The 26,587-nt window shown below is 62.2% G+C and carries 27 protein-coding genes and 1 pseudogene; 20 read left to right on the top strand and 8 right to left on the bottom strand.

Annotated elements, in window-relative coordinates; genetic code table 11:
* Positions 1–358 (top strand): annotated as a pseudogene (locus ACN0S5_RS22435) (nitric oxide dioxygenase); the annotation flags it as partial.
* Here the strand turns inward: ACN0S5_RS22435 and ACN0S5_RS22430 are convergent.
* Entirely contained in the window at positions 341–1,243 is a 903-nt protein-coding gene (locus ACN0S5_RS22430; RefSeq protein WP_417211393.1) for a LysR substrate-binding domain-containing protein, read from the bottom strand. The pseudogene ACN0S5_RS22435 and the gene ACN0S5_RS22430 overlap by 18 nt on opposite strands.
* Positions 1,244–1,437: 194 nt before the next feature.
* Between ACN0S5_RS22430 and ACN0S5_RS22425 the strand changes: the two genes are divergently transcribed.
* From ACN0S5_RS22425 to ACN0S5_RS22335, 19 genes are all read left to right on the top strand, one after another.
* Positions 1,438–2,562, top strand: a complete 1,125-nt coding sequence (locus tag ACN0S5_RS22425; RefSeq protein ID WP_417211391.1) for an MFS transporter — start codon at positions 1,438–1,440, stop codon at positions 2,560–2,562.
* 502 nt (positions 2,563–3,064) lie between these two features.
* Positions 3,065–3,253 carry a periplasmic nitrate reductase, NapE protein gene (gene napE / locus ACN0S5_RS22420; RefSeq protein WP_206896021.1) on the top strand — a complete coding sequence of 63 codons (189 nt, stop codon included), beginning with the start codon at positions 3,065–3,067 and terminating at the stop codon, positions 3,251–3,253.
* A 6-nt stretch (positions 3,254–3,259) separates the two neighbouring features.
* Entirely contained in the window at positions 3,260–3,751 is a 492-nt protein-coding gene (locus ACN0S5_RS22415) for a ferredoxin-type protein NapF (RefSeq protein ID WP_417211389.1), read from the top strand.
* Positions 3,744–4,019, top strand: coding sequence for a chaperone NapD (locus ACN0S5_RS22410; protein WP_417211387.1), 276 nt, complete (start codon positions 3,744–3,746; stop codon positions 4,017–4,019). The genes ACN0S5_RS22415 and ACN0S5_RS22410 overlap by 8 nt, the downstream gene beginning before the upstream one ends.
* Positions 4,004–6,511, top strand: a complete 2,508-nt coding sequence (gene napA / locus ACN0S5_RS22405; RefSeq protein ID WP_417211385.1) for a periplasmic nitrate reductase subunit alpha — start codon at positions 4,004–4,006, stop codon at positions 6,509–6,511. The genes ACN0S5_RS22410 and napA overlap by 16 nt, the downstream gene beginning before the upstream one ends.
* Entirely contained in the window at positions 6,511–6,969 is a 459-nt protein-coding gene (locus ACN0S5_RS22400) for a nitrate reductase cytochrome c-type subunit (RefSeq protein WP_417211384.1), read from the top strand. Before napA ends, ACN0S5_RS22400 begins: the two co-directional genes overlap by 1 nt.
* Before the next feature lies 1 nt (position 6,970).
* A complete protein-coding gene (locus ACN0S5_RS22395) occupies positions 6,971–7,663 on the top strand; it encodes a NapC/NirT family cytochrome c (protein WP_417211382.1) in 693 nt (230 codons plus the stop codon).
* A 132-nt stretch (positions 7,664–7,795) separates the two neighbouring features.
* Positions 7,796–7,966, top strand: coding sequence for a twin-arginine translocase TatA/TatE family subunit (locus ACN0S5_RS22390; protein WP_088626385.1), 171 nt, complete (start codon positions 7,796–7,798; stop codon positions 7,964–7,966).
* 168 nt (positions 7,967–8,134) lie between these two features.
* The gene (locus tag ACN0S5_RS22385) at positions 8,135–10,315 is read left to right on the top strand and encodes a 4Fe-4S binding protein (protein WP_417211380.1); all 2,181 of its coding nucleotides are present in this window, start codon (positions 8,135–8,137) and stop codon (positions 10,313–10,315) included.
* A 13-nt stretch (positions 10,316–10,328) separates the two neighbouring features.
* Positions 10,329–12,227: a TAT-dependent nitrous-oxide reductase gene (nosZ, locus tag ACN0S5_RS22380; RefSeq protein ID WP_417211378.1), complete on the top strand. Its 1,899-nt coding sequence runs from the start codon at positions 10,329–10,331 to the stop codon at positions 12,225–12,227.
* Between the two features lie 17 nt (positions 12,228–12,244).
* A complete protein-coding gene (locus tag ACN0S5_RS22375; protein ID WP_417211376.1) occupies positions 12,245–13,498 on the top strand; it encodes a nitrous oxide reductase family maturation protein NosD in 1,254 nt (417 codons plus the stop codon).
* The gene (locus ACN0S5_RS22370) at positions 13,495–14,403 is read left to right on the top strand and encodes an ABC transporter ATP-binding protein (RefSeq protein ID WP_417211374.1); all 909 of its coding nucleotides are present in this window, start codon (positions 13,495–13,497) and stop codon (positions 14,401–14,403) included. The genes ACN0S5_RS22375 and ACN0S5_RS22370 overlap by 4 nt, the downstream gene beginning before the upstream one ends.
* Entirely contained in the window at positions 14,400–15,227 is an 828-nt protein-coding gene (locus tag ACN0S5_RS22365; protein WP_417211372.1) for an ABC transporter permease subunit, read from the top strand. Before ACN0S5_RS22370 ends, ACN0S5_RS22365 begins: the two co-directional genes overlap by 4 nt.
* Entirely contained in the window at positions 15,224–15,757 is a 534-nt protein-coding gene (locus tag ACN0S5_RS22360; RefSeq protein ID WP_417211371.1) for a nitrous oxide reductase accessory protein NosL, read from the top strand. The genes ACN0S5_RS22365 and ACN0S5_RS22360 overlap by 4 nt, the downstream gene beginning before the upstream one ends.
* Positions 15,754–16,671: an FAD:protein FMN transferase gene (locus ACN0S5_RS22355; protein WP_417211370.1), complete on the top strand. Its 918-nt coding sequence runs from the start codon at positions 15,754–15,756 to the stop codon at positions 16,669–16,671. Before ACN0S5_RS22360 ends, ACN0S5_RS22355 begins: the two co-directional genes overlap by 4 nt.
* A gap of 83 nt (positions 16,672–16,754) precedes the next feature.
* A complete protein-coding gene (locus ACN0S5_RS22350) occupies positions 16,755–16,883 on the top strand; it encodes a hypothetical protein (protein WP_417211368.1) in 129 nt (42 codons plus the stop codon).
* Between the two features lie 32 nt (positions 16,884–16,915).
* The gene (nirK, locus tag ACN0S5_RS22345) at positions 16,916–17,902 is read left to right on the top strand and encodes a copper-containing nitrite reductase (RefSeq protein WP_417211367.1); all 987 of its coding nucleotides are present in this window, start codon (positions 16,916–16,918) and stop codon (positions 17,900–17,902) included.
* 80 nt (positions 17,903–17,982) lie between these two features.
* The gene (locus ACN0S5_RS22340; protein ID WP_417211365.1) at positions 17,983–18,813 is read left to right on the top strand and encodes a formylglycine-generating enzyme family protein; all 831 of its coding nucleotides are present in this window, start codon (positions 17,983–17,985) and stop codon (positions 18,811–18,813) included.
* A gap of 135 nt (positions 18,814–18,948) precedes the next feature.
* Positions 18,949–20,037, top strand: coding sequence for an HPP family protein (locus tag ACN0S5_RS22335; RefSeq protein WP_417211363.1), 1,089 nt, complete (start codon positions 18,949–18,951; stop codon positions 20,035–20,037).
* 163 nt (positions 20,038–20,200) lie between these two features.
* On the opposite strand, the gene ACN0S5_RS22330 is transcribed toward ACN0S5_RS22335, so the two are convergent.
* The 7 genes from ACN0S5_RS22330 to ACN0S5_RS22300 all read right to left on the bottom strand — a co-directional run.
* Positions 20,201–21,322, bottom strand: coding sequence for an MFS transporter (locus ACN0S5_RS22330; RefSeq protein ID WP_417211395.1), 1,122 nt, complete (start codon positions 21,320–21,322; stop codon positions 20,201–20,203).
* A 362-nt stretch (positions 21,323–21,684) separates the two neighbouring features.
* Positions 21,685–23,040 carry an oxygen-independent coproporphyrinogen III oxidase gene (gene hemN, locus ACN0S5_RS22325; protein WP_417211362.1) on the bottom strand — a complete coding sequence of 452 codons (1,356 nt, stop codon included), beginning with the start codon at positions 23,038–23,040 and terminating at the stop codon, positions 21,685–21,687.
* A 50-nt stretch (positions 23,041–23,090) separates the two neighbouring features.
* Positions 23,091–23,783 carry an NnrU family protein gene (locus ACN0S5_RS22320; RefSeq protein WP_417211361.1) on the bottom strand — a complete coding sequence of 231 codons (693 nt, stop codon included), beginning with the start codon at positions 23,781–23,783 and terminating at the stop codon, positions 23,091–23,093.
* Positions 23,783–23,998: an NnrT protein gene (locus ACN0S5_RS22315; RefSeq protein WP_417211360.1), complete on the bottom strand. Its 216-nt coding sequence runs from the start codon at positions 23,996–23,998 to the stop codon at positions 23,783–23,785. The genes ACN0S5_RS22320 and ACN0S5_RS22315 overlap by 1 nt, the downstream gene beginning before the upstream one ends.
* Complete coding sequence (locus tag ACN0S5_RS22310; protein WP_417211359.1) at positions 23,995–24,180, bottom strand: hypothetical protein; 186 nt, start codon at positions 24,178–24,180, stop codon at positions 23,995–23,997. The genes ACN0S5_RS22315 and ACN0S5_RS22310 overlap by 4 nt, the downstream gene beginning before the upstream one ends.
* 1 nt (position 24,181) lies before the next feature.
* Complete coding sequence (locus tag ACN0S5_RS22305) at positions 24,182–26,056, bottom strand: nitric oxide reductase activation protein NorD (RefSeq protein WP_417211358.1); 1,875 nt, start codon at positions 26,054–26,056, stop codon at positions 24,182–24,184.
* Positions 26,057–26,060: 4 nt separating this feature from the next.
* On the bottom strand, positions 26,061–26,587 hold a 527-nt coding region (locus tag ACN0S5_RS22300; RefSeq protein ID WP_417211357.1), incomplete at its 5' end, for a CbbQ/NirQ/NorQ C-terminal domain-containing protein.

Below are 26,587 nucleotides of genomic sequence, written 5' to 3'. Positions count from 1 at the left end.
GACGCCGATGATCTCGATGCTCGAAGCCTTTGGCGGGAAAGGTCTGCGCATGATCCATGTTCACGCGGCGCAGGATCCGGAGCGCCACGCCATGACCGGGACCTCTGGTAGGCTCGCCGACTCGACCTTTGCGTTTTATGAGGATCTCGGCGGGCGGGTGCGCGAGGAGGGGGTCTTGGAGGGACGCATCGACCCTGCCTGGCTGACCGAGAACACCAATATCGAGCAGGCAGACTATTTCATCTGCGGCCCGGTCGGTTTCATGCAGGTGATGGTGCGTGGGCTCAAGGCGGCGAATGTGCCCGATGCGCGTATTCACCATGAGTTCTTCGGACCGGCATCAGACGCGTTGGTTTGAACCCTTCTGATGCCGGTCCGAAAATGTTTTGAGGCACCATGACCAAACAGCGTCGGCAGTGGGTGAGGCTCGCGGGGTTTTCTTTCTGACCAAGTAGTACCCTGTGCCGGGATCATTTCCAGCCGACCCCGCCTCGAGAAGGCGTCCAGCAGTAAGATCTGCTTGCACAAAGGAACGGCTTGCAATGGCGAGTCCTTGCCCAGCCAGCGCAGCGTCGAGCGCTAAGGATATCTGGTTGAATCTTGGACCTGGCAGTCTTGAACTCGTATTAAAATATGAATTCCAATGGCCATAGGAATCGTGCAGCAGTGGCAAGGTGCTTATGGTATCTGCTGTTAATGGGGTGGTCGTCTCGCCCAATAAGTGAGGACTTCCTACCAAGATCAGATCCTGCAGAAACAGTAGCTTTGCCTCATGTGCCGCTGGAAATGGTGGTGATGTCTCCCTCACGGCAATATCGACAAGATCTCGGTCAAAGTCTGTGACAGCGACGGTAGCAATGGTGCGTATTTCAACGTTTGGAAGAGAGGCGTTTAGAGAAGGTAGGTTAGGGATCAGCAATTTGGTCGCAAAAGTTGGCGTTACGCTGAGCGTCAAGGATTTACCAACATCATGAAGCTGTTCTGTTGCCTCATGCATTATGTCAAAGGCCCTGTGAATCTCGGCGTGATACGTCGCGCCGTCAGGCGTAAGTGCAACGCCCCGAGGCAGTCGCGTGAAGAGCGGCTGGCCGATGCTCGCTTCCAGTAACTTTATCTGCTGCGCAACCGCACCTTGGGAAACACCGAGCTCCTCTGCCGCGGCCCGAAAGTTCAAGCGCCGTCCGGCAACAGAAAACGTGCGTAAGGCATTCATCGGCGGCAGCTGCCGAACGGATTTTTGCATGCTCTGACCCTAGTTTTTCTAAACCCTAACTCTTTTCGATCTAGCGCGAAACCGATTTTAAAAGTTGTAAGTTGCCGGTGTTCGATTTGGCTCGCCCTGTCGCCCATTCTTCAGTTGAGGCTTTCATGATTTCGCATCGTCCTAGCATGATCTCCACTTCCTATGCGGTTATCCTCGCTGTGAGTGGGACGCATTTGATCAATGATCTGATCCAATTTTTGCTGCCTGCATTGTATCCGGTACTCAAATCTCAGTATAATCTCAGCTATTACCAACTTGGGTTGCTGACCCTCGCTCAGCAGATCACAGCTTGCTTACTTCAGCCCGCGCTCGGGCTCTCCGGTGACGTTCGGCCTCGCCCTTATTCACTGGCGTTCTCCATGGCTGTGGTCGCCCTTGGAGTGGTGCTGTTAGCAGTGGCCGAATCGTTTGCGGCATTACTGATGGCATCGGCCGCACTTGGTTTAGGTTCGGCCCTGTTCCATCCGGAAGCCTCGCGGGTTTGCCGTATGGCCTCGGGGGGGCGCTTCGGCTTCGCCCAATCCAGCTTTCAAGTCGGCGGGAACGTGGGCACAGCTCTGGGGCCACTTGCCGCTGCCTTGATCGTTTTGCCATTTGGACAGGCTACTACAGTATGGTTCGGGCTGCCCGCTGTTGGAGCCATGGTGATTCTGCTCTGGATTGGGCGGTGGTTCACTCATCGAAACCGTATGTTGCACAGTGCAGGGGTGCGCTTGGTTGCAGAGGGCGCCTTGTCGCGAGGGAAGCTAACTGTGGCCTTTGCCGTGCTAGGTGCGCTGCTACTTAGCAAATTTGTCTATATCGAAACCTTCAAGAGTTACTATGCGTTCTTCTTGATCGAAAAGTACGAGTTAGGCGTCGCGCACGCTCAAGGACTACTATTCGTCTTGCTAGCCGCCGTCGCGATCGGCACTTACTTCGGTGGACCCATTGGAGATCACATTGGGCGCAAGAAGGTGATTTGGGTCTCCATAGTGGGCGCGTTGCCTTTCGCGGTGGTTTTGCCGCATGTCTCGCTGTGGCTATCGGTTGGGCTCAGTATCGTCGTCGGGTTGGTTTTGTCTTCCGCCTTCTCGGCCATTGTAGTTTTTGCACAGGAACTACTGCCACAGAAAGTGGGTATGGTCTCGGGGTTTGTGTTTGGTTTTGCCTTTGGCGTTGGAGCTCTGGGCGCGGCCGCACTTGGGGCGCTGGCCGATCAGATCGGGATGGAGCAGGTTTTCGACTACCTATCCATGCTGCTTTTCCTAGGTTTCCTGACCGCTCTGCTCCCTGACCCCACCCCCAGTCCAGCATAGGGGCTTACATCCGTGTGACCATGCACCGCTTCCAAACTCCAGTTGGATGAAATGTCCTGCGTCATCGTGGACGCGACTATGCATCGACCGTCCGCAAGACCGGATCGTTGAGAAGATGGAAGCGAAAATACCCGCAGTTCACTACCGTCGACTTTGAGTGCAGAAAACCACGGTGGTGATCAGCGTCTTCTGGCCGAGAGATTGAAATCCTTTGCATTGGTCGAGGTTCCCTACGTGCCGGCGACCGGAACTGTTCGAAAGCCTTCGTCTCTTTGATGGTTGTCTGCTGTCTTCGTTCTTTGTCACAGCGCTTCAGACACCAATCACCCGGTTTCTGAGCATTCTAAGGTTTCTATCTCCTCACGGTTGCGTGTTGCTATGCGATGCTGCCAATATGTATTTGATATGCTGATTCACTGGGCGCTGGCTTGAGGGTCTTCGGGACCGTACCTCGACCAGATCGATCAGGCTTTCGCATTGCGGCAAGTTTCGGAGGGGCATAATGGCCGATAGCAGTAGTAACCCGCCAGAAGGCCCTCAAGCCGCGAGCAGGCAGCAAGAACTACTCAGGTTCTTCATACTCGCATTTGGCATCTGGCCGATTGTAGCGGTCGGTGCCGTCGGCGGTTATGGCTTTCTTGTGTGGATGTATCAGATCATCGCTGGTCCTCCGGGACCGCTTGGGCACTGATCAAACATGCCAGCCCAAGCCAGCATATCCCGCCGCCAACTTCTGAAAGGGTCTCCCCGCGCGGCTGAATTCAGCCCGAGACCGCCGGGCGTGGACCTAGCGTCGATGAACGCTTGCACGCGATGCGGCGAATGCGTTTCCGCCTGCCCCGAGGGTATCCTCGCCATTGCCGACTGCGGTGTGGTCCTGTTGCCCGAGCAGGGTGAATGCAGCTTCTGTGGCTCCTGTGCGGAGGTTTGCGAGGAGCCGGTCTTTGCGACAGATCTTAGCATGTCTCACATATTCGCGATTTCGAACGATTGCCTTGTGCAGGCCGGTATCACCTGCATGTCCTGCCGGGACGCCTGCCCTGAGGAGGCTATTTCGATGCAACCTCGCATTGGTGGGCCTTTCGTGCCCGTCCTCGACCAGTCGGCCTGCACGGGCTGCGGCGCTTGCGTTGCGCCGTGCCCGGCTAATGCCATTCATGCCGTAAAAAAGGAGCTCCCCGATGCCTGAGCGCTGGCACGTCTCGTCCGCAGTTGTGAGCGTTAGGGACACGCATCGCGATGCCGTCGCAGAAGGTCTCATGAGCTTGGAAGGGGTGGAAATCCACGGTGGCGATGCGACCCGGCTGATCATCACGATCGAGGGGGGCAGCACCGGTCAGCTTGGGGACCGACTGACCGAGATAAATCTCATGCCCGGCGTGCTCGTGGCGAACATGGTTTTCGAACACGCAGAAGAACCCGAGGAAGCGGAGGAGCCAATATGCCACTCGACCTGAACCGACGTCAGCTTCTGAAGGCACAGGCGGCTGCGCTCGCCGCATCCGCCGCAGGGATTCCACACGATGCGCTTGCGCAGCCGGTTCCGGGCGGTGTCGAAGCCCTGAAGATCAAGTGGTCCAAGGCGCCTTGCCGGTTCTGCGGCACCGGCTGTGGCGTGATGGTCGGCGTGAAGGAGGGCAAGGTCGTCGCCACCCACGGCGACATGCAGCATGAGGTCAACCGCGGCCTCAACTGCGTGAAGGGCTATTTCCTGTCCAAGATCATGTATGGCGAGGACCGCCTGACCACGCCGCTCATGCGCAAGACTAACGGCGAATTCGACAAGAACGGGGAATTCGAGCCCGTCAGCTGGGACGAGGCTTTTGACGTGATGGCCGCGCGGGTCAAGAAACAGCTGAAAGAGAAGGGGCCGGAGAGCATCGGCATGTTCGGATCTGGTCAGTGGACCGTGCTGGAAGGCTACGCCGCGACCAAGCTAATGCGGGCCGGGTTCCGGTCGAACAACCTCGATCCCAACGCACGGCATTGTATGGCCTCTGCCGCGGTCGCCTTCATGCGGACCTTCGGTATCGACGAGCCCATGGGCTGCTACGACGATTTCGAACATGCAGATGCCTTCGTGCTCTGGGGCTCGAACATGGCCGAGATGCATCCGATCCTCTGGACCCGGTTGGCCGACCGCCGACTGGGCACTCCGGGGGTGAAATGCGCGGTGCTCTCGACCTTCACGCACCGGTCCATGGATCTTGCCGACATTCCGATGGTGTTCAAGCCGGGCACGGACCTTGCGATCCTGAACTACATTGCCAACCACATCATCCAGACCGGCCGCGTGAACGAGGAGTTCGTCGGAAAGCACACCACCTTCATGAAGGGGCAGACGGATATCGGCTACGGCCTGCGCGACGAGGACCCGCGTCAGCAGGCTGCGACGGGCGCGGCCAATGCCGGGCTGATGGAACCGTCAGACTTCGAGGCGTTCAAGGAGCATGTCTCGACCTACACGCTCGAATACGTCAGCGACCTGTCGGGGGTCGAGCCGGGCTTTCTGGAAGAACTGGCAGAGCTTTACGCCAACCCGGACACCAAGGTCATGTCGCTCTGGACGATGGGCTTCAACCAGCATGTCCGCGGCGTCTGGGCGAACCAGATGGTTTACAACATCCACCTTCTGACCGGGAAGATCTCCGAGCCGGGCAATTCACCGTTTTCGCTTACCGGTCAGCCTTCAGCCTGTGGCACGGCGCGAGAGGTCGGGACCTTCGCGCACCGTCTGCCTGCTGACATGGTGGTGACCAACCCGGACCATGTGCACCACGCGGAGGAGTTGTGGAAGCTGCCGCACGGCCTGCTGAACACCAAGCCGGGCTTCCATGCGGTGCTTCAAGACCGGATGCTCAAGGACGGCGTGCTGAACTTCTACTGGGTGCAGGTGAACAACAACCTGCAAGCAGCACCCAACTCGCAGAACGAGACTTACCAGGGCTACCGGAACCCCGACAACATGATCGTGGTCTCCGACGCCTATCCGACAGTCACGGCCATGGCCGCCGACATCATCCTGCCTGCCGCCATGTGGGTCGAGAAGGAAGGCGTTTATGGCAATGCTGAACGCCGGACACATGCTTGGCACCAGCTGGTCGATGCGCCGGGTGAGGCGCGGTCGGACCTCTGGCAACTGGTCGAATTCTCGAAACGTTTCACGACGGACGAGATCTGGCCGGCCGAAATCCTCGACGCGCATCCTGAATACCGGGGGAAAACGCTCTACGATGTTTGCTTCGCCAATGGTCAGGTCGATGCCTTCTCCTTGGGTGAGGTGCGCGACGACTACGAAAACCAGGAGGCGAAGGATTTCGGGTTCTACCTCCAGAAGGGCCTCTTCGAGGAATACGCCGCCTTCGGGCGCGGTCACGGTCATGATCTGGCGCCCTACGACACCTACCAAAGCGACGAGGTGCGCGGGCTGCGCTGGCCGGTCGTTGATGGGGAGGAGACCAAGTGGCGCTTCAAGGAAGGCTATGATCCATATGTGACGCCAGGCAGCGGTTGGGAGTTCTACGGAAAGCTCGACGGCCGGGCCGTCATCATCGCGGTCCCTTACGAGCCGCCGGCGGAAAGTCCGGACGACGAGTTCGACATGTGGCTGGTGACGGGCCGGGTTCTGGAACACTGGCATTCCGGGTCGATGACAATGCGCGTGCCGGAACTCTACAAGGCGTTCCCGGGAGCCAAGGTCTTCATGAACGCGATCGACGCCAGAGAACGCGGGCTGAATCAGGGGATGGAAGTGCGGGTGATCTCGCGCCGGGGAGAGATACGCAGCCGAATTGAGACGCGCGGTCGCAACCGGATGCCGCCCGGCGTGATCTTCGTGCCGTGGTTCGACGCCAGCCAGCTGATCAACAAGGTGACGCTGGATGCGACTGACCCCATATCGAAACAGACGGACTTCAAGAAATGCGCTGTGCGCGTGGAGAAGGTCTGATGAGACAGCTTCGCCTTCCCGCCATCTTCGGTGCCTGCCTTACAGCAACCTTTGTTCTGGCTCAGAACGTGCCGGAGCTTTCCGGACCGTCCCCCGACCCGATGGAGCCTGTGCCAGCCGCCCCGCTGGAACGCTATGTGACAGACGACGTGCGCCAGATGCGGGCCTATCCAGAACAGCCACCGGTGATCCCGCATTCGATCGAGGGTTACCAGCTGTCGGTCAATGCGAACCGCTGCATGTCCTGCCACAAACGCGAACATTCACTCGGGTCCGGGGCCCCGATGATCTCGATCACGCATTATATGACGCGCGACGCTCAGATGCTCGCCGACGTGTCCCCTCGTCGGTATTTCTGCACCCAGTGCCATGTGCCGCAGGCCGATACGTCGGCGCTGATCGGCAATACCTTCACGGACATGTCCGAAATGGGTGCGTCCGGCGCGGGGAGCGAGTGACATGCGCTGGATACTTGCCCCTTTCCGCTGGTTCTGGGACGTCCTTTGGACCCCTGCCGGAACGCTCGGGCTCGGGTTCCTGACCCTGGGAGGGTTCGTTGGCGGGGTGATCTTCTGGGGTGCTTTCAACACTGCGCTCGAATACACCAACACCGAGGACTTTTGCGTCTCCTGCCACGAAATGCGCGACAACGTCTTCGAAGAGCTGTCACACACCGTCCATTTCTCCAACCGATCCGGGGTGAGGGCAGGGTGTCCCGACTGCCACGTGCCGCATGAATGGACCGACAAGATCGCCCGCAAGATGCAGGCTTCGAAAGAGGTCTGGGGCAAGATCTTCGGGACCATAGACACCCGCCAGAAGTTCCTTGAGCATCGATTGGTCATGGCGAAGCGCGAATGGTCGCGGCTGAAGGCCAACGACAGCCTTGAATGCCGGAACTGCCATTCCGAAGTGGCCATGGACCTCAGCCGCCAATCGCCGCGCGCGGCGGAGATCCACACAGAATACCTGCTGTCGGGTCAGCGAACCTGCATCGACTGTCACAAGGGTATTGCGCACGAGCTACCGGACATGACCGGCGTCGAACCGGGCTGGAACGTGCCAAAGGAACTTCAGGGCGAGACACAGCCGGGTCTGTCACCGGCGGAGGAAATCCAGAGTTTTCTTCTGGAACGGCAGATCGGCGACTGAAGCCTCGCGAGTTTGCTGAAGCGCAAAGACAGCAGCCGCAGGGAAGCGCATATCTATCAGCGTTCTTCGCGATTGATGCGAAGTTAGGAGCGGCCGACGTGCCGGTGTAATTGAAAAAAAGGGCATGACGTCATGCTGAACAATATCGGATTGCCGGGTCTGGCGATCATCCTCGTCGTCGTGATCGTGCTGTTCGGGCGCGGCAAGATTTCCTCGATCATGGGCGAGGTGGGACAGGGATTGACCGCCTTCCGTCGCGGTATCAGGCAGGAGCCGGAGACAGACGAGACCACAGCCGCCTGAACCGCGGGCAAAAGAAAGACAGAAAGAGAGTGCGGGGCCGGAGGCCCCGCTTTTCGTTTCACAGCCCCCCTAATTCGCCGAGAACGTTGCTCAATCGCAAACTCCGCACCCGGCCCCGCCTTTAAGCAACGTCCAAAGAAGTTTGGGCTGATGTGAGGCGGAGAGAAGATGCGAAGCGCGGTGCGCCAGATTGCTTGGGCGTTGGCTATCCTGTTGGGCCTTGCTGTTCAGGCCTTGGCGGCGCCTATGGTGGATCAATTCCTTGAGGCTGTAGAGCCTCAGGACCTTGTGCCCGGAGCCGAGGCCTTCGGCACGCCGCGCGAAGACGGGCTCGTGCCGGTCATCAAGGGCGGGGACAGGATCGGCTGGGTCTTCCTGACCTCTGATTTCGTGCCCACGACCGGGTATTCGGGCAAACCGATCCACATACTCGTTGGCCTCTCGCCGGAGGCGCATCTGACCGGCGCGAAGCTGATCAAGCATTCGGAGCCGATCGTTCTGGTCGGCATTCCCGAAAGCGAGATCCGGGCAGTCATCGACCACTATACCGGGTTCGATCTGCGCTCCGTGGCCGGTCCGCGGGATACCGGTGACCTGGAAATCGTCTCGGGGGCCACGGTCACGATCATGGTGATCGACGACTCGATCCTGCGGGCCGGGGTCAAGGCTGCCCGCGCCTTGGGGCTGGAGGGTTTCGCTGCCCCTTCCGCATCCGGACCGGGAAAAGAGATCGCCCCCGATGCCGGTCAGGTCACCGACTGGGAAACGCTGGCCGGCAATGGTGCCATTCGCCGCCTCATGCTGGACGTCGGAACGATCAATGCGGATTTCGCCGCGCTCGGTGATCCGCGGACAGAGAAGAACGCGGAAGCATCAGCACCTGACCAGGCCTATCTCGATGTCCGGACGGCGCTCGTCAGCCATCCGGCCATCGGGCGGTCGCTGCTCGGCGAGGCGGGCTGGGACAATCTGGCCGCGCGGTTGGAGCCGGGTGACCACGCCATCGCCGTCCTCGGCGCGGGGGAATGGTCCTTCAAGGGCTCGGGCTATGTGCGCGGCGGCATTTTCGACCGTTTCCAGCTGATCCAGGGCGAGATGTCCTATCGGTTTCGCGATCGTGGGCATCAGCGCATCGGACAGATCGCGGCCGAGGGCGCCCCGGACTTCGGAGAAATGGACCTGTTCATCATCCCCGAGCAGGCCGGCTTCGATCCGGCGAAGCCCTTCCGGCTGCAATTCCTCGTCAGCCGTGCGGTCGGTCCGATCGAGAAGGTCTTCCTGACCTATGATCTGGGATACGAGTTGCCGGCGCCTTATGTGCGCGAGGTTGCCTCTGAACCCGTTGCACAGGCGGAACCGGCCGCGGCTGACACGGACGCCCGCGACGCGCTCTGGCAACGGATCTGGGACACCAAGCGGCTCCAGGTGATCGTTCTTGCCGCCGCGCTGGCGCTTTTGTCGGGCATCTTCTTCTTCCAGGCTTTCGCCACACGGAACCCGCGGACCTTCGCGATCCTGCGCAACGCCTACCTCGTGTTCACGCTCGTCTTCGTCGGCTGGATCGCCAATGCGCAGCTGTCGGTCGTGAACATCCTTGCCGTGGTCAACGCGCTCTTCAGCGACTTCCAGTGGAACACCTTCCTGATGGACCCGCTGATCTTCATCCTCTGGTTCGCCGTGGCCGCAGCCCTGCTGTTCTGGGGGCGAGGGGCCTATTGCGGCTGGCTGTGCCCGTTCGGCGCGCTCCAGGAATTGTCGAACAAGATCGCGCGCCGGTTCCGGGTGCCGCAGGTGACGCTGCCCTGGGGGCTGCACGAGCGGCTCTGGGCGGTCAAATACATCATCTTTCTCGGACTTTTCGGCCTGTCTCTCTATTCGCTCGAACTGGCCGAGCGCTTCGCCGAGGTCGAGCCGTTCAAGACCGCGATCATCCTGAAGTTCGCGCGGCCTCTGCCCTACGTGCTGATCGCATTGGCCTTCCTTCTGCCGGGGCTTTTCATCGAGCGGTTCTATTGCCGCTATGTCTGCCCCCTCGGCGGCGGTCTCGCCATCCCCGCGCGGCTGCACATGTTCCGCTGGCTCAAACGCTACAAGGAATGCGGCAACCCGTGCCAGCTCTGCGCGACGGACTGCCCGGTCGATGCGATCCACCCGACAGGCGAGATCAACCCGAACGAGTGCATCTCCTGCCTGAATTGTCAGGTGCTCTACCAGGATCACGCGCGCTGTCCGGTCGTCATCAAGACGGACAAGCGGCGCGCCAAGGACGCGGCATCGGCGGCTGCGCTCGCCGCCCATGCCGAACGACCGAACCTCGGTCATCCCAACCAACTTTCCAGTGCCAAATGAAGGAGGAAAGACAATGAGCGAAGAAACCAAGGGTGTGTCCCGCAGGGGGCTGTTCAAGGGAACCGCCGGTGTCGCGGCGCTCGCGACCGTTGCCGGGACAAGTGGGCTGGGCCTGCTTGCCTCGACCCGCAGGGCAGCGGCCGCGAAGGCCTCGACCGAGGTCGCACCGGGCGAGCTGGACAGCTACTACGGCTTCTGGTCCTCGGGCCAGTCGGGCGAGGTGCGCATCATCGGCGTGCCGTCCATGCGTGAACTGATGCGCATCCCGGTGTTCAACCGCTGCTCGGCCACCGGCTGGGGGTCCACCAACGAAAGCCTGAAGATCCTGACCGAGGGGCTGCTGCCCGAGACGAAGGAGTTCCTCGCCAAGCGGGGGCGCGTCACCTACGACAACGGCGACCTGCACCACCCGCACATGTCCTTCACCGAGGGCACCTATGACGGGCGCTTCCTGTTCGTCAACGACAAGGCCAACACCCGCGTCGCGCGCATCCGCTGCGACATCATGAAGACCGACAAGATCATCGAGATCCCGAACACGTCGGACATCCATGGTCTGCGGCCGCAGAAGTACCCGCGCACCGGCTACGTTTTCGCCAATGGTGAACACCGCGTCCCGCTGCCGAACGACGGCATCGTGCTGGACGAACCCGAGAAATACGTCTCGATCTTCACCGCCATCGACGGCGACACCATGGAGATCGCCTGGCAGGTGATCGTCAACGGCAACCTCGACAATTGCGATGCGGATTACGACGGGCTCTATGCCTTCTCGACCTGCTACAACTCCGAGAACGGGGTGACGCTGGCGGACATGACCGCGAACGAGCAGGACTGGGTGGTCATCTTCGACATCAAGGCGATCGAGGCGGGCATCGCGGCCGGGGATTACACCGAATACAACGGCGTGAAGGTCCTCGACGGTCGGAAAGCCGGGAAATACACCCAGTATATCCCCGTCTCGAACAGCCCGCACGGCTGCAACATGGCCCCCGACAAGCGCCACCTGTGCATCAACGGCAAGCTGTCGCCCACGGTGACCGTGATCGACGTGACCAGGCTGCCCGAGGTCTTCGGCGGGGCGGAACCGCGCTCGGCCGTGGTGGCGGAGCCGCAACTGGGTCTCGGCCCGCTTCACACCGCCTATGACGGCAAGGGCAACGCGTTCACGACGCTCTTCCTCGACAGCCAGATGGTGAAGTGGAACATCGAGGACGCCATCAAGGCCTTCAACGGCGAAGACGTGGACCCGATCATCGAGAAGATCGACGTGCATTACCAGCCGGGCCACAACCACACCACGATGGGCGAGACGCTGGAGGCGGATGGTCAGTTCCTGATCTCGCTGAACAAGTTCTCGAAGGACCGTTTCCTGAACGTGGGTCCGCTGAAACCCGAGAACGACCAGGTGATCGACATCTCGGGCGAGAAGATGGCGCTTGTCCACGATGGCCCGACCTTCGCCGAGCCGCATGACTGCATCCTCGTGCGGGCCGACAAGGTGAACCCGGTGTCGATCTATGACCGTGGTGACGGCCTGTGGGAAGAGGCGCGGCTTCAGGCCGAGAAGGACGGCGTGGAACTGGAATACGGTGCCGATGTCATCCGTGACGGCAACAAGGTGCGGGTGTACATGCACTCGGTCGCGCCGGCGTTCAGCCTCGATCAGTTCGAGGTGACGCAGGGTGACGAGGTGACGGTCTACGTCACCAACATGGACGAGGTCGACGACCTGACCCACGGCTTCACCCTGGGCAACCACGGTATCGCCTTCGAGGTCGGTCCGCAGGCCACCGCATCGGTGACCTTCACCGCCGATCGTCCGGGCGTGCACTGGTATTACTGCCAGTGGTTCTGCCACGCGCTCCACATGGAGATGCGCGGCCGCATGCTCGTGAAACCGGTCGCGTAAGGGGAGGGGACCGGATCATGCGCTCTCTGGTTTTCGTGCTGGCCCTTTGCCTCGCTCCGCTTGCGTCCCTTGCGGAGACGGTCGAGGTGCGGCCGGGACCGGGGGCGCTGGTGCGGGCCCTCGCGACCGCCCGGCCCGGCGATACATTGGTGCTTGGGGAAGGCACCTTTGCCGGGCCGGTGAGTATCAAGACACCGGTCACGCTGACGGGACCTCTTGCCCGGATCGAAGGTCCGGGAGAGGGCTCCGTCATCACGGTCGACACCGGCGGCGTGACGATCACCGCCCTCACCATTTCGGGCGCGGGTGCCCGCCTCAGCGATCTCGACAGCGGTATTCGCCTGACGAAGGCGGCCCGGGGCACGATCATCGACGGGGTGACGCTGGAGGGGAACCTGATCGGGGTCGACGTCCATGGGGCCCGTGACGTCACCATCCGGAACAGCCGGATCGAGGGGCGAAACGACCTTCGTGTCGCGGAACGCGGGCCGGGCATCTACGTCTGGAACGCACCGGGTCTGACGGTCGAGGACAACCGGATCTCGAAAGGCCGGGACGGCGTGTTCATCACGACGTCAAATGACGCGGTCTACCGGCGCAACCGCTTCAGCGATCTGCGGTTCGCGTTCCACTCCATGTACGCCAACCGGATCGAGGTCACGGACAATGTCAGCCGCGGCAACGACATGGGCTTTGCCTTCATGTATTCGACGCGGCTGATCGTCGAACGGAACCTGTCGGACGGCGACGCCGACCACGGCTTTTTCATGAACTTCGCCAACCGGGCCGAGATGCGCCGGAACGAGGTGCGCGACGGCGGCGAGAAATGTCTGTTCATCTACAATTCCAACCACAACCGGTTCGAGGGCAACCGCTTCGAAGGCTGCGGGATCGGTGTCCACTTTACCGCAGGCAGCCAGGGCAATGTGCTGGCCGGAAACGCCTTCATCGGCAACAGGACGCAGGTGAAATACGTCGGCACCACCTGGATGGAATGGTCGGCCGACGGCATCGGCAACCACTGGTCCGATCACGTCGCCTTTGACGTGAACGGCGATGGCATCGCCGACAGTCCCTATCGGCCCAATGACAGCATCGACCGGCTTGTCTGGTCGCAGCCGGCGGCACGGTTGCTGATGGGGGCGCCGGCCATGCAACTTATCCGCTGGTCGCAATCACGGTTTCCGGGGCTCTTGCCCGGAGGCGTGACCGACACCCATCCGCTGACGTCGCCGACCGGAACCGGACTGCCGCAAGGAGATCCATCATGACCGAAACCCTCGCCATCAAAGCGCTCTGTCTGTCTTTCGGCGGGCAGAAGGTGCTCGACGATGTTTCGCTGTCCGTCCAGCCCGGCGAACGGTTGGCCCTGCTCGGCCATAACGGGGCTGGCAAGTCGACGTTGTTCAAGACGGTCCTCGGCTTCCTGCGACCCTGCTCCGGAACCGTTGCCGTTGCCGGGCACGCGCCGGGCTCCGACCCGGCCAGGGAGGCCGTGAACTACCTGCCCGAGGTCGTCTCGTTCCAGCGGAACCTGTCGGGCCGCGAGGTGCTGAGCTATTTCTCGGGCCTGCGGGGAACACCGAAAGCCGAGGTTTCGGACCTGCTGGCGCGTGTCGGCCTTCTGGAGGCCGCCGATCGGCCGGTCGGGGCCTATTCCAAGGGGATGCGGCAGCGTCTCGGGCTGGCGCAGGCCCTGATCGGCACTCCGCGGCTTCTTCTGCTCGACGAACCGACCAGCGGTCTCGACCCGGTGTCACGGCACGAGTTCTACGAGGTGATCGCCGATGCGGCGGCCCGGGGATCTGCCGTGCTGCTCTCGTCGCACGGGCTGGAGGAAGTGCAGGACAAGACGGACCGCATCGCGATCCTCGCCCGCGGACGGCTGACGGCAGAGGGCACACTGGCCGAGCTGGCCCACAAGGCGGGTTTGCCGACCACGATCCGCATATCGGCCAGGCCGGGGGCGGCAGACGCGCTGCATGGCGAATTCGGCGGGCGGCGGATCAACGGATGCAGGCTGGACCTCGATTGCGCACAGGGCGCGAAGGTGGATCTGCTCGCGCGCCTCGGGCGGCATCAGGACAAGCTTCGGGACATTGACATCGCGCCTCCCGGTCTCACCGACATCTACCGGCATTTTTCCCGAACGGGCCCGACGGAGGACCAGACATGAGCACGCGCATCGGCACCGTTTTCGGACAGGAGTTGCGGCAGGCGCGCCGCAATCTCTGGGTCATTCTGGCAACCGCAGTGCTTGGTCTGTTCGCCCTGGCGCTGGCGCTCTTCGGAGCCGGGCAGGGAAGTGGCCTGAAGGTTGACGTCCTGACCCTGACGGCGGTCAGCCTTGCGACCCTTTCGGTCTACCTGATCCCGCTGATCGCCTTGCTCATGTCCTATGACTCGATTTCCGGTGAGGTCGAGCGGGGGTCCCTTGCCCTGACATTTGCCACACCGGTCCGTCGGTGGGAGGTCTTCGTCGGGAAGTTCCTGGCCCAGACGGTTGCGGTCTGCGTGGCCATCCTGATCGCCTTCGGCACGGTCGGATGTGTCATCGCCTTGCTGTCCGAGACCGGTCAGGGCGGTATCTTCGCCTGGCTCCGCCTGATGCTTACCGCAGGCGGGCTCGGGGCGATCTTCGTGGGGATCGGGCTGATGGTGTCGGCGCTGACCTGTCGCACCGCGCGGGCTGCTGCGGCCGCTGTGGGGGTCTGGCTGCTGCTGGTCGTCCTTTATGACGTCGCGCTTCTGGGGGCCATCATGGCGGCGGGTGAAGGCATCTTCGCCACCCACGTCTTCCCATGGCTTGTCATCGCGAACCCCGCCGATGCGTTCCGCCTCTACAACCTCGCCATGATCGACGCCGCGCCCGTCGCGGGGATCGACGGTCTGGCCCAAACCCTTCCCTTCCCGCCGGTGGCCGCGCTGGCTGCCCTCGGGATTTGGCTGGTGGCAACCATCGCCATCGGCTCCGCCCGCACCAGGAGGATTGTCCCATGAAGAAAGTCGTGGTCGCCCTTGCCCTGTCTCTCGCCTTGACCGCCTGCAAGGAAGATGTGGCGAGCGTCGTTGTCCCCGTCGAGATGACGGACGATGCGCTCGGCCATTATTGCCAGATGTTCGTCGCGGATCATCCCGGCCCCAAGGCGCAGGTCCATCTGAAAGGTCGGGCCGAACCGCTCTGGTTCAGCCAGGTGTCCGATGCCGTCGCCTACATGCATGACCCAGAGCGGGAGATGGAGATCACCGCGGTCTTCGTTTCCGACATGAGCCATGCGGAAAGCTGGAGCATGCCGGGCATCGCCAACTGGCAGGCCGCCGAAACCGCCTTTCTTGTCATCGAGAGCGATCAGCTCGGCGGAATGGGGGTGCCGGAAGCTCTCCCCTTCAGCCGCCGGGAGGACGCGACCGCCTTCGTGGCGGACCGGGGTGGACGCATCGTCCAATGGGACGATGTGCCGGAGAGTTATGTGCGTCCCGCGGAAATCGGCATGAGCGGGCATGCCGGCGACCGGGAGCTGATGCAATGACCCGGCTCTCGAGACGTCGTTTCATTGCGATGTCGGCGGCGACCATCGCGGCCGGCCGTGCATCCGCTGCGGGCAGGGAAGTCGCCTACTGGCGGGGGCAAGCCCTTGGCGCGCGCGCCCAGATCGCCCTCTGCGGGATTTCGCAGGCCGAGGCGGCCCCCCTGTTCGATGGTCTTGAAATGGAGCTCCTGCGTATCGAGAGCCTGTTCTCGCTCTACCGGACGGACAGCGCCCTCGCTCGGCTGAACCGGGATCAGATACTGCGCAACCCCGATCCCGCCATGCTCCATCTCCTGTCCGAGGCCCGGGCGGTCTTCACGGCGACAGAGGGCGCCTTCGATCCGACGGTCCAGCCGCTGTTCGGCCTGCATGCTCGTGCATTTGCCGAAGGTCGCCGTGTCGGGGCGGACGAAGTGCAGCAGGTGCGTCGCGGGGTCGGATTCGACCATGTCTCGCTGTCCCCGCAGGCCATCAGGTTTCACAGGGCTGGCATGGCTCTGACACTGAACGGGATTGCGCAGGGCTATGCCACGGATCGTCTTGCCACTCTTCTGAAGAGTGCCGGTCTTCGGGACATCCTGGTGAACGCAGGAGAAATCCGTGCCCTCGGGGACGGGCAGGGGCAGGGATGGACCGTATCGGTTCCCGGCGGCCGGGCCCTCACCCTGAGGGACCAGGCGATTGCCACGTCGGATGTTTCGGGCACCCTGGTCGATCCCGTCGCCGGTATCGGGCACATCTTCGATCCCAGAGGTGACGCGCCCCCCACGTCCGGGCCGGTCTCGATCTGTCATGACAGTGCGGCGATAGCGGATGCCGCATCGACTGCCGCCGTTCTCATGTCGTCACCGGAACGCGACCTGCTTCGGCCGCTCGGGACGAAAATTGTCGGTTCGGCCGGCATTCGGTCCTGAAGTTTGTCTTTGCGCAAGGTTCGGAATCGGAAGGGCCGGTAGCGTCTTCTCAAACAGCATTCCTACCTGAAAGGAGATTGAAGATGTTGACGAGAAGAGCCGCGCTGATGGGCGCCGCAGGCATTGCCGCGTTGCCCGTTCTCGCCAAGGCTGCCAAGGCCGAAGAGATCATGGACACCTCGATGGCACCCCCGCGGACTTGTCGAGCCTGAAGCGCATCAAGCGCAAGCTCGTGCGTCCTCCGATGGTCCACGAACATGAACAGGAGGCCCCGGCAGAACCGCGCATCGTCGAATTCGAGATGCAGATCGTCGAGAAGAAGATCGAGGTCGACGATGGTGTCTATCTCCAGGCCATGACCTTCAACGGGTCGGTTCCCGGGCCCATGATGGTTGTTCACGAGGGCGACTATGTCGAACTGACGCTTTACAACTCTCCCGAGAACATGTTGCAGCACAACATCGACTTCCACTCGGCGACCGGCGCGCTTGGGGGCGGGTCCCTGACGCTGGTGAACCCCGGTGAAAAGACCACGTTGCGGTTCAAGGCAACGCGGCCGGGGACGTTCGTCTATCACTGCGCCCCGGGGGGCCCCATGATCCCCTGGCACGTCGTGAGCGGTATGTCCGGCTGCATCATGGTCCTGCCGCGTGGCGGCCTGACCGACCACAAGGGCGACCCGGTCCGCTATGACCGCGTGTTCTATATCGGGGAGAACGACTTCTACATCCCGAAGGACGAAAACGGCGAGTACAAACGGTTCGAGGATTTTGGCGAAAGCTATCCCGACACGCTCGAGGTGATGAACGGCCTGATCCCCAGCCACGTCGTCTTCAACGGCAAGGTCGACTCGCTGACCGGCGACAACGCGCTGCATGCGGCCCAGGACGAAAAGGTCCTGTTCGTGCACAGCCAGGCCAACCGGGACACCCGGCCTCACCTGATCGGTGGCCACGCTGATCTGGTCTGGAAACGCGGCAAGTTCAACAACGCGCCGGAGCGTGACCTCGAAACCTGGTTCATCGCGGGCGGATCCGCCGGCGCGGCGCTCTACGAGTTCCTTCAGCCGGGCGTCTATGCCTACGTGAACCACAACCTGATCGAGGCCGTGAACCTCGGCGCGACAGCGCACGTGGTGGTCGAAGGCGACTGGAACAACGACCTGATGGAGCAGGTTCAGGCGCCTGTCGAGTATGACGCCGCCTATGAAGGCAGGACCACGCTGCCATAAGGCGCGGCTGTTCCAGGGCGAAAACCGACGGGGGCGGCCGGACAATCCGGGCGCCCCTCTCTTGGTCATGAGGTCCCGATATGGACAGGATTGGAGTGACGATCGGGCTGGCGGGTCTGACGCTGGTCTGCGGCCTCTGGGAAGCGGCGTGGCTTGGCGATCTGGCGCGGGACAGGCAGGCTGCGCAGGCTTTGCGCGCGGCTGCCCTGGAGGCTGATATCGTGCGGGTGCCCGCGGGCGAGGTGGCCTATCGGCCGCTTGGCAACTTCAGCCGCAACGGCAAGGCCGTGACGCCCGGCGTGCAGAGGCTTCCGGTCGGCGCGTTCGACATGATGAAATACCAGGTCTCGCGACGGGACTACATGGCATGCGTCGTCGACGGCGCCTGTGCTGACGTGGGCACCGGCACTGGCGGGCTGGCCCAGACAAACGTCAACTGGATCGACGCGACTGCATACGCCGCGTGGCTATCCGAACAGACCGGTCAGACATGGCGTCTTCCGACCGTGCTGGAGTGGCATCGGGCTGCCGCCGAACGTCAGGGTGATGCGGCTCCGGATGAGGGCGACCTCGACCCCGGAGAGCGGATGCTCTCGCAATACCAGCGCGGCATATTTCTACGTGGCAGTTCCAGTCCGGCCCTGAGACCGCGCGGCGGGTTTGGCGAAAACAGTCTCGGCCTCGCGGACATGGGCGGCAATGTCTGGCAATGGACGGATGGATGCATGGAAAACGGAGAGATCGGAGACGATGGTGTGATCACTGCCCGCGATCCCTACTGCGGGGTGCGCATTGCGGGCGGTCGTCATCAGGCGGCAATCATCGACTTTGTCCGCGATGCCAGCGTCGGTGGTTGCGCCGTCGGACTGCCGCCGGATCACCTGGGATTCCGGCTGGTGCGGGAACGATAAACCGGCATTGCTCGAACATGTGCTTGAACTCTGGGCGATGTGCTGAAATTTTGCGCGCAATATAAATGGGGGCTTGGTTTGCAAATCTTCAGATCTTTCGGACCTGCGGTAGGACACGTTCATACCAGTGAAGCTATGCGTGCCGGTCTCGGTGCGGTCGTCGGTTTGGGGCTGACAGGGCTGTTGCTGCTGTCGCCGTCTATCGATTTGGAGTGGGGCCGTTACCTCGTCGCCCCGTTCGGAGCGACCTCGGTGCTTCTCTTTGCTGTTCCGAACTCGCCTCTTGCTCAGCCCTGGTCAGCCGTCGTCGGCAATACCGCCGCAGCACTGGTTGCTGTTGCAGTGTGCCTGCTTGTCTCGGATCCTCTGATACGGGTGGTTGCAAGCGTCGGCATGGCAATCAGTGTCACCATGATGTGCCGCGCATTGCATCCACCGGCCGGGGCCGTGGCGATGACCGCTGCACTCTCTCCGGACACTATCGACAGCCTCGGCTTTTGGTTCGCGATTATGCCGATCGGCTTGGGAACAGCAGCTCTGGTGGGCCTCGCGATGTGCTATGCACGTCTGACCGGCCGACGTTATCCCTTTCGCCAGTTTGACGAACCGGGTCCGCAAGGCACCGAAGACGCCTCTCCGATTGAACGCCTCGGCCTTACAGAGAGTGAACTGAGTTCTATTCTCGAACGATACAGACAGTCATTTAACCTGGGGGTCGAGGATCTGGCCCGTTTGATCGGTGCTGCCGAGATCCAGGCGGCTACTCACGAGACCGGACCACTTACCGCAGCCCAGATTATGTCCACGGACCTTGTTACGGTTGCTCCTGACACGGAACTTGTGGAAGTCGCGGATTTGTTTCGACGTCACAAGTTCACCTCACTCCCGGTGATTGACCAGAGCGGCAAGTTTTTGGGAGTTATTTTTCAGATCCACTTGATAGGGAAAGCGCGGGAGGACGCGCTGCGCCTGGATCGACGGTTCGTGCCTGCATTTAGGCGGTTGCTGGATAGTCGGAGAGACCGACCTGTCCAGGCGAAGGATATTATGAGCGTCGCCGGACCTCGTGCCACGACCAATACGCCGATCAGTGCTCTGCTCCCAATGATGGCTGATGGTGATGTCGATGCAGTGCCGGTTATCGAACGCGGCGCGATCACGGGCATCGTAACGCGAACGGACCTGATCGCTGCGCTGGCCAGAAGCGTTGTAAGGAAGACGTAGAAAAGCGCGGTTGCTGTTCGATCACACCGGGGTTCGGGCATGGCTTTGGTAGTTGTCTGTCACCCAAGAGTCCCCATTCGGCGCTTCGTGTTCCCCCTGTAGTCGTCGATTTCTTTGGTGTTCGAACAGTATCGCTTTCACCGGTTGTGCATATTGAACTTGTCTACATGACACGCCGCTCCTCGATCGGTGGCAAGAACCAGACAGCAAGCCCGGCCAAAGGCAAAAAGGCGCAGAGTCGATAGACCGCCTCGACTCCGTAGTTGTCCGCCATTACGCCAAGGAGTGCCGCCGCGATCCCACCAAGACCGAAGTTTAGACCGTAGAACAAACCGCCGATCAGACCGATGCGGTTCGGCAGCAGGTCCATGGCGTAGATCAGGATTGAGGCAAAGGCGCTGGCCATAATCAGGTTGATCGCCACCGTCAGCACGCCGGTCCAGAATAGGTCAGCGTAGGGCAGGATCAGGGTCAACGGAAGGGGCCCCAGCACAGAGATCCAGATAATCTGCCGCCGCCCGATCGCATCACCGACGATCCCGCCGATCAGCACGCCAACCGCTGCCGCGATTAGGAATAGAAACAGCATCATCTGCGACGCGGGGATCGAAAGACCGAACTTCTCGATCAGGTAGAAGGTGTAGAAGGACCGGAAACTCTCGCCATAAGTGTTCTTGGTGAACATGAGGAAGGTGAGCACGCTCAATCCCAAAGCGATCGTTGCTACGCTATGCTCGGGTGAGGGGTTATCGGCTCGGCGGCGGGCGGAGCGTTCCGTGAACTCTGAGCGGATTCGATGCTGCTGGCTCCCGATCCAGGTCAGCAACGCCATCGCGAGAAGCGCGAGCACTGCGAACCAGGCCAGGCTCGGCTGGCCCCAAGGCACGATGATCAGCGCGGCAAGGACAGGGCCGAGCGCGCCACCCGCCTGTCCGCCCACCTGGAATATCCCCTGTGCAAGTCCCTGTCGGTCGCCTGCCGCGTAGCGTGCCATGCGCGTTGCCTCAGGATGAAAAATCGAGGATCCGATGCCAATCAGCGCCACCGCGACGAGGATCCCACCATAACTTGCGGCGAAGGCCAGGCACCCCAATCCGGACAAGGTGAAGGCCATGCCGACGACAGGTGAATACGGCGCTGGATAGCGGTCCGTCACCATCCCCATCACCGGTTGCAGCAGCGATCCGGCGATCTGAAATGTTAATGTGATGAGTCCGATCTGTACGAAGTCGAGCCCGTATGCCTCCTTCAGGATCGGATAGGCGGCGGGTATGAGCGACTGCATCAGGTCGTTCAAAAGATGTGTCGCGCCGAGTGCGGTAAGCACGACGACGTAGGTGCGGGCAGGCGTGGTGGTGGTCAATTCAGTCACTTTTGGCTCATTTTGGCGGATTATGCCTCCAACTGCCGAAGCTTCAAGTATGGTGAGGAAGAGTTAGAACCCGCCAAGAGACGCGGCGTGGATGTCGTCGTCGCTTTATACGCCTGGGGCGGTTCGCTGCCTCCTTCCGCAGCGAACCGCGGACAGTCCTGCCAAATGCGGTGAATAAAGGCAGTTGGCCCCGTTCGCCATTGGTTTGTGCAATCTCCAAGTTGTTGGAGACCCGTCGAGAAATTCAGCGCTTCCGGCACTCGTGGAGCATCCGTTCATGAGGCCTGACTATATTTGACGCCGTCCGGGACATGAGCGTCGAACCAGCTTGCGATGATGCGCGTGAGTGGCCTGCCCGCACGGGCAATATCGAGATAGTTTTCCGAAAGCTCCACATAGTCGCGAAACCGGGTTGCCACCTGCGCAATCAATGGATCGACGATGTTTGATTTGTCGCCGAACGCCTGACGAAGTGCAGGTCGGTTGAGGCGGAAATCGCACATCAGCATCTCGATGACGCGAGCCCTGAGCAGGTCTTCCTCTGTCATTACGTGACCGCGCGATCCTGCCAATGTCCCGCTCTCAATGCGCTGGATATAAGCGGCGGTGGCCGGCGCGTTCTGGACGTAGCCCAAGGGCAGACGCGAGATTGAGGAGGCCCCGAGGCCGATCAGCGTCGGGCAGGTGTCGTCAGTATAGCCCTGGAAGTTGCGCCGCAGGTGGCCGGTGCGGGCTGCCCGCGCCAGAGTATCGCCGGATCGCGCGAAATGGTCGATCCCGATCGCATCGAAGCCCGCATCCTTGAACCGCTGCGCTGCCAGTTTTGCGAGTTCATATCGCTCGACCTCTTTCGGCAGCGCCTCCTCGTCGATGAGCCGCTGGCGTTTCGACACCCACGGCACATGGGCGTATCCGAAAAGGGCCAGCCGATCCGGCTCCAGCTCGAGCACTTTCGAGATCGTGTCATCCATCCGCGCGATGCCCTGATGGGGCAGCCCGTAGACGAGGTCTGCGTTCAGCGAGTGAACCCCCGCTGCGCGCAGGTCTTCGACACAGGCCCGTGTCACGTCGAAGGGCTGCATGCGGCCGATGGCTTGTTGCACCTTCGGGTCGAAATCCTGGATGCCGATGCTGGCGCGGTTCATGCCCTCCTGGGCCAGCGCTGCGATCTTGTCGGGATCGACCATCGTGGGATCGATCTCGACCGAGAACTCGTGGTCCTCGGTTGGGGGGATGACGGCGCGAACGGCCTGTGCCAGCCGGTGGATGAGAGGCGGCGGGAGGATCGTCGGCGTGCCGCCGCCCCAGTGCATCCGGCCCATCCGCAGCCCGGCGGGCAGGATATCTTTCAGCAGCGCCAGCTCCTGCTCCAGCGTGCCGATGTAGCTTTCAACGGGGGAAAGGGTCTTTGTGCCCTGCGTCCGGCAGGCGCAGAACCAGCACAACCGCTCGCAGAAGGGTATGTGCAGGTAAACCGAGACGGGTTCGTCCGGGTTCAGCACGGCGAGCGCATTGGCCTGGTGCCTGGCTCCCACCTCAGGCGAGAAGATGGGGGCTGTCGGATAGGAGGTGTAGCGGGGCACCCGGGCGTCGAAGAGGCCGAGGGATCTGAGGCGGTCGATCTGTTTCATACGTCCCGTATGCGCCTTTTCCGGGTCGTGAACTTTGCGTAGGATCAAGCTCAGAAGGGAAAGGGCGATACGCCGATCATTAGGTCGTGCAAGTGCAGGGCGGCGGCCCAGATCAGCAAGCCGATGATGGTGCGGATTGCAAGAAGCCGCGCGTTTTCGAGAACCCAGGTCTGGTCGAAAAAGGGGGATAGCGAGAGGATCGCAGTGTCCTTGAAAAACGCCGTGGCTTCGGGGCCGAGTGTCCGGCGGGCTTTTGTGTCAAATGCGGGCATGGCGACCAGCGCCATGATCGTGAAGCTGCCGAATAGGATCACATGGGCGAGATCTCCGTTGGGCACGAGATGCGCCCCGGCCCAAAGCGCCAGCGCAAGGAACAGCGGGTGTCGGGAGACGGCTGCGAAACCCGGATGGTCGGGATCGATGATGGCGTCGCGCTTGCCGCCAAGCGTGTAGGGGTTCCGCAGACCGAATCCGCAGAAAACCAGCACGGTGGCAATGGGCATCGCGATATTGGGCATCCACCTCGTCCAAGGTGCCTGTGGCCAGAGTTCGACATAGGGTGCCCGACCTGCCGCGACGATGACCCAGACGAGCAGGGTGAGGGACAAGAACCCGTAGGCCGAGAAATACACCCGCCGCCCGACCGCGCCGATCAGCCGGTCGCGCAGCCCGCCGATGCGCGGCAGGAAGTGGCTGGCGACGAAGATCGCCAGCGCGAGCGTATATTCCGTCCATCCGGTCATCAGCTTTCGGCCTTCCCCATCAGTCGCACGATGTGACAGGCAAAGGCGTAGGTTGCGGGCAGGCCGATGACCAGCCCCCCGGCGGCGGATTGCCAGGGCGTCAGCAACGGCCAACCCATCCAGGACCCGATGAGCGAGGCGAAAAACAGGTTCACCCCCATGGCGCCGGCCCCGAACGGGTATAGCGCCGCGAAGAGCTTCGGAGAGGGCCTCATCGGCGGCTCACCAGCATTTGCACGGCGACGAGCGACAACAGCAGCGCGACGGAGCCGACGAAGAACCAGAACTCCGCCGTTTCGGTCTGGGGCTGGGGGATGGGGCGGTCGAAGGTTTCCGCAAGGGCGGACGTAGGTAGTGTCAGGGCAAGATACGGGGCGATGGTGCGGATGCGTTTCATCTCAGCTCTCCATGGTCAGGGTTTGATATATCTCGGGCAGGGCACGCGGCAGGCGCTCGGGACGCGGCAGCAGAGTAAATCCGGCGCGGCCGAAGATGCGGGCGAACCAGTCCTGGCCGTCCTGATCGACAATGACGCCATGCACCGCCTGGCCAAGCGCCCGGGCCTCGCGGACGGCCATGCGGCTGTCCTCGATCCCGTGCTGGCCCTCGTAATGGTCGAGGTCGTTGGGTTTGCCGTCGGTCAGCACCAGCAAAAGGCGGCGGGTTGCGCCTTCTTCGGCCAGCTGGGCCGAAACATGGCGGATCGCGGCGCCGAGCCGGGTGTAATGGCCGGGCACAAGGCCGCCGATCCGGGCGGTGACGTCGCCGGACATGGGTTCCTCGAAAGTCTTGGCCCGGTGCAGGAAGACACGGTCGCGGCGAAGGGACGAAAAGCCCCAGATGCCAAGCCGGTCGCCGGCGGTGTCGATGCCTTCGGCCAGCGAAGACAGGGCTTCGCGGGCGACCTCGATGACCGAGGTCTCGCCGATCGCGGCCTCGGTCGAGCGGGAGCAGTCCATCAGGATCGCCACCGACAGGTCCCGTGCCACGGGACGACCCGCCTGCCAGACCCGGTCCGACCCTTCCTGTCCGCAGGCGATATCGGTGCGCGAGGTGACGATGGCGTCAAGGTCGAGGTCCTCCCCGTCAATCTGGCGGGGCAGGACGACGCGGCGCGGATGCAGCGGCGCGAACTGGCGTTTGACCCGGGCGACGAGGCGCGGGTCGGGGGCGTATTCGGTGCGCGGTTTCGCGGGGGCTTCCAGCACGCGGGTGTGGTCGGGCATGTAGGCAGCGGTGCGGCGGTTCCATTCCGGGTAGGTGAACTTGCCTGCCAGCATCTCGTGATCGGCATCCTGTGGCGACAGGTCCAGCGACAGGCGCAGACGGGTCGCGGCGCGCTTCATGTTCTCCGAGAATGTCAGGTGGTCCTGATCCTCGGCCGCCTTTGCAGCATTGTCCTGATCGTCGTCATCGACCATGCGGTTGATGTTCAGGCTTTCGGCCCATGACATGATCGTTTCGAACCGATGGATGATGAACCCGTCGTTGCGGTTGGCCTGATCGCGGTCCTCGCGTTTCGCCTCTTTCCGGCTGGGAACGGCGAAGGCGGGAGTCTGATCGGGGTCCTCCGCTGTATCCGCCGCGCCCTTGCCGGTGGTCCGCGGCAGGAACCGCAGCCAGATCGGCACCGGGGCATAACTGCGGTAGCCGCGCGGGGCGGGGGTGTCGATTTCTTCGATCCCGCCACGCTGGCAGCCGATCTGATCAAGGATCATCAGCTCGACCGAGGCTTCGTGTTGGGGCAGGGCGCCGCGTTTGCGCAGGGCGCAGGTTTCGAGGCAGAGCACCCGGTAATCTTCCTGAAGACCGGGGCAAGCGCGGAAGGCGCGGTCCATGGCGGCTTCGTTCGCCGCGATCTGGGCAAGGTCATTGCGATAGGGGTCGTCCAAGCGTGCGGGCACCTTGGCAAAGGCCGCAAGGGCGGCAAGCCAGAGATAGGTGGCGCGGTTCAGCGAGCGGGTAGAAAAGCAGTCCATCACTGGCGGCAGCCGCAGCCGCTCACCGTCGAAATCCGCTAAATGCACCATCTCGCGCGGGGTGCCGACCCGGCGGAACAGGCCGGGCCGATGGTCGGAGGAGGCAAGCGGCGATGCCACGATCTCGACCCCCGCCGGGCCACCGAGTGCCCGGAAGAGTGCGGCAAGGCTGGGGCGCATGGCGTCGAATGTGACGGCGCGCTCAGCATCCTTTGCGGCCTTGCGCGTCGCCATGTCGTGCCAGAGGTTACCGACAGTTTCCTCCGGCTCCATGAGGTCGAAAACGTGGATCATGGCATCACCCGAATACGGCGCTGGCGATATCGCGCAGGGCCTGTTGAACGTCCGGCTCATCGCTGAGCGGTTCGATGATCGCGGCCTGAAGGGCCCGGTCGACGGGCATCCCCTTGGCGATCATCGTGGCGGCGTAGATCAGCAGACGGGTCGAGACCCCTTCCTCAAGATCCATGCCCGAGAGGTTGCGGATACCGCCCGCCAGTCGGACCAAGGCCTTCGCCCGGCCTTCGTCCAGCCCGCTTTCGCGGATCACGACCGGCACCTCGACCTCCGATGTCGGAAAATCGAACCCGACGGAGACGAATCGCTGCCGGGTCGAGGGCTTCAGCTTTTTCAGGATGTTCTGGTAGCCGGGGTTGTAGCTGGCGACGAGCATGAAGGGCCGGGGCGCGGCCAGTTCCTCTCCCGTTCGGTCGATCACCAGCCGTCGGCGGTCGTCGGTCAGCGGATGCAGCACCACGGTCACGTCCTTGCGCGCCTCGACAACCTCGTCGAGATAGCAGATGCCGCCCTCGCGCACCGCGCGGG

Source organism: Antarctobacter sp., from assembly GCF_048262615.1.
Taxonomy (GTDB): Bacteria; Pseudomonadota; Alphaproteobacteria; order Rhodobacterales; family Rhodobacteraceae; genus Antarctobacter.
This window is presented reverse-complemented; position numbering and strand designations above follow the sequence as displayed.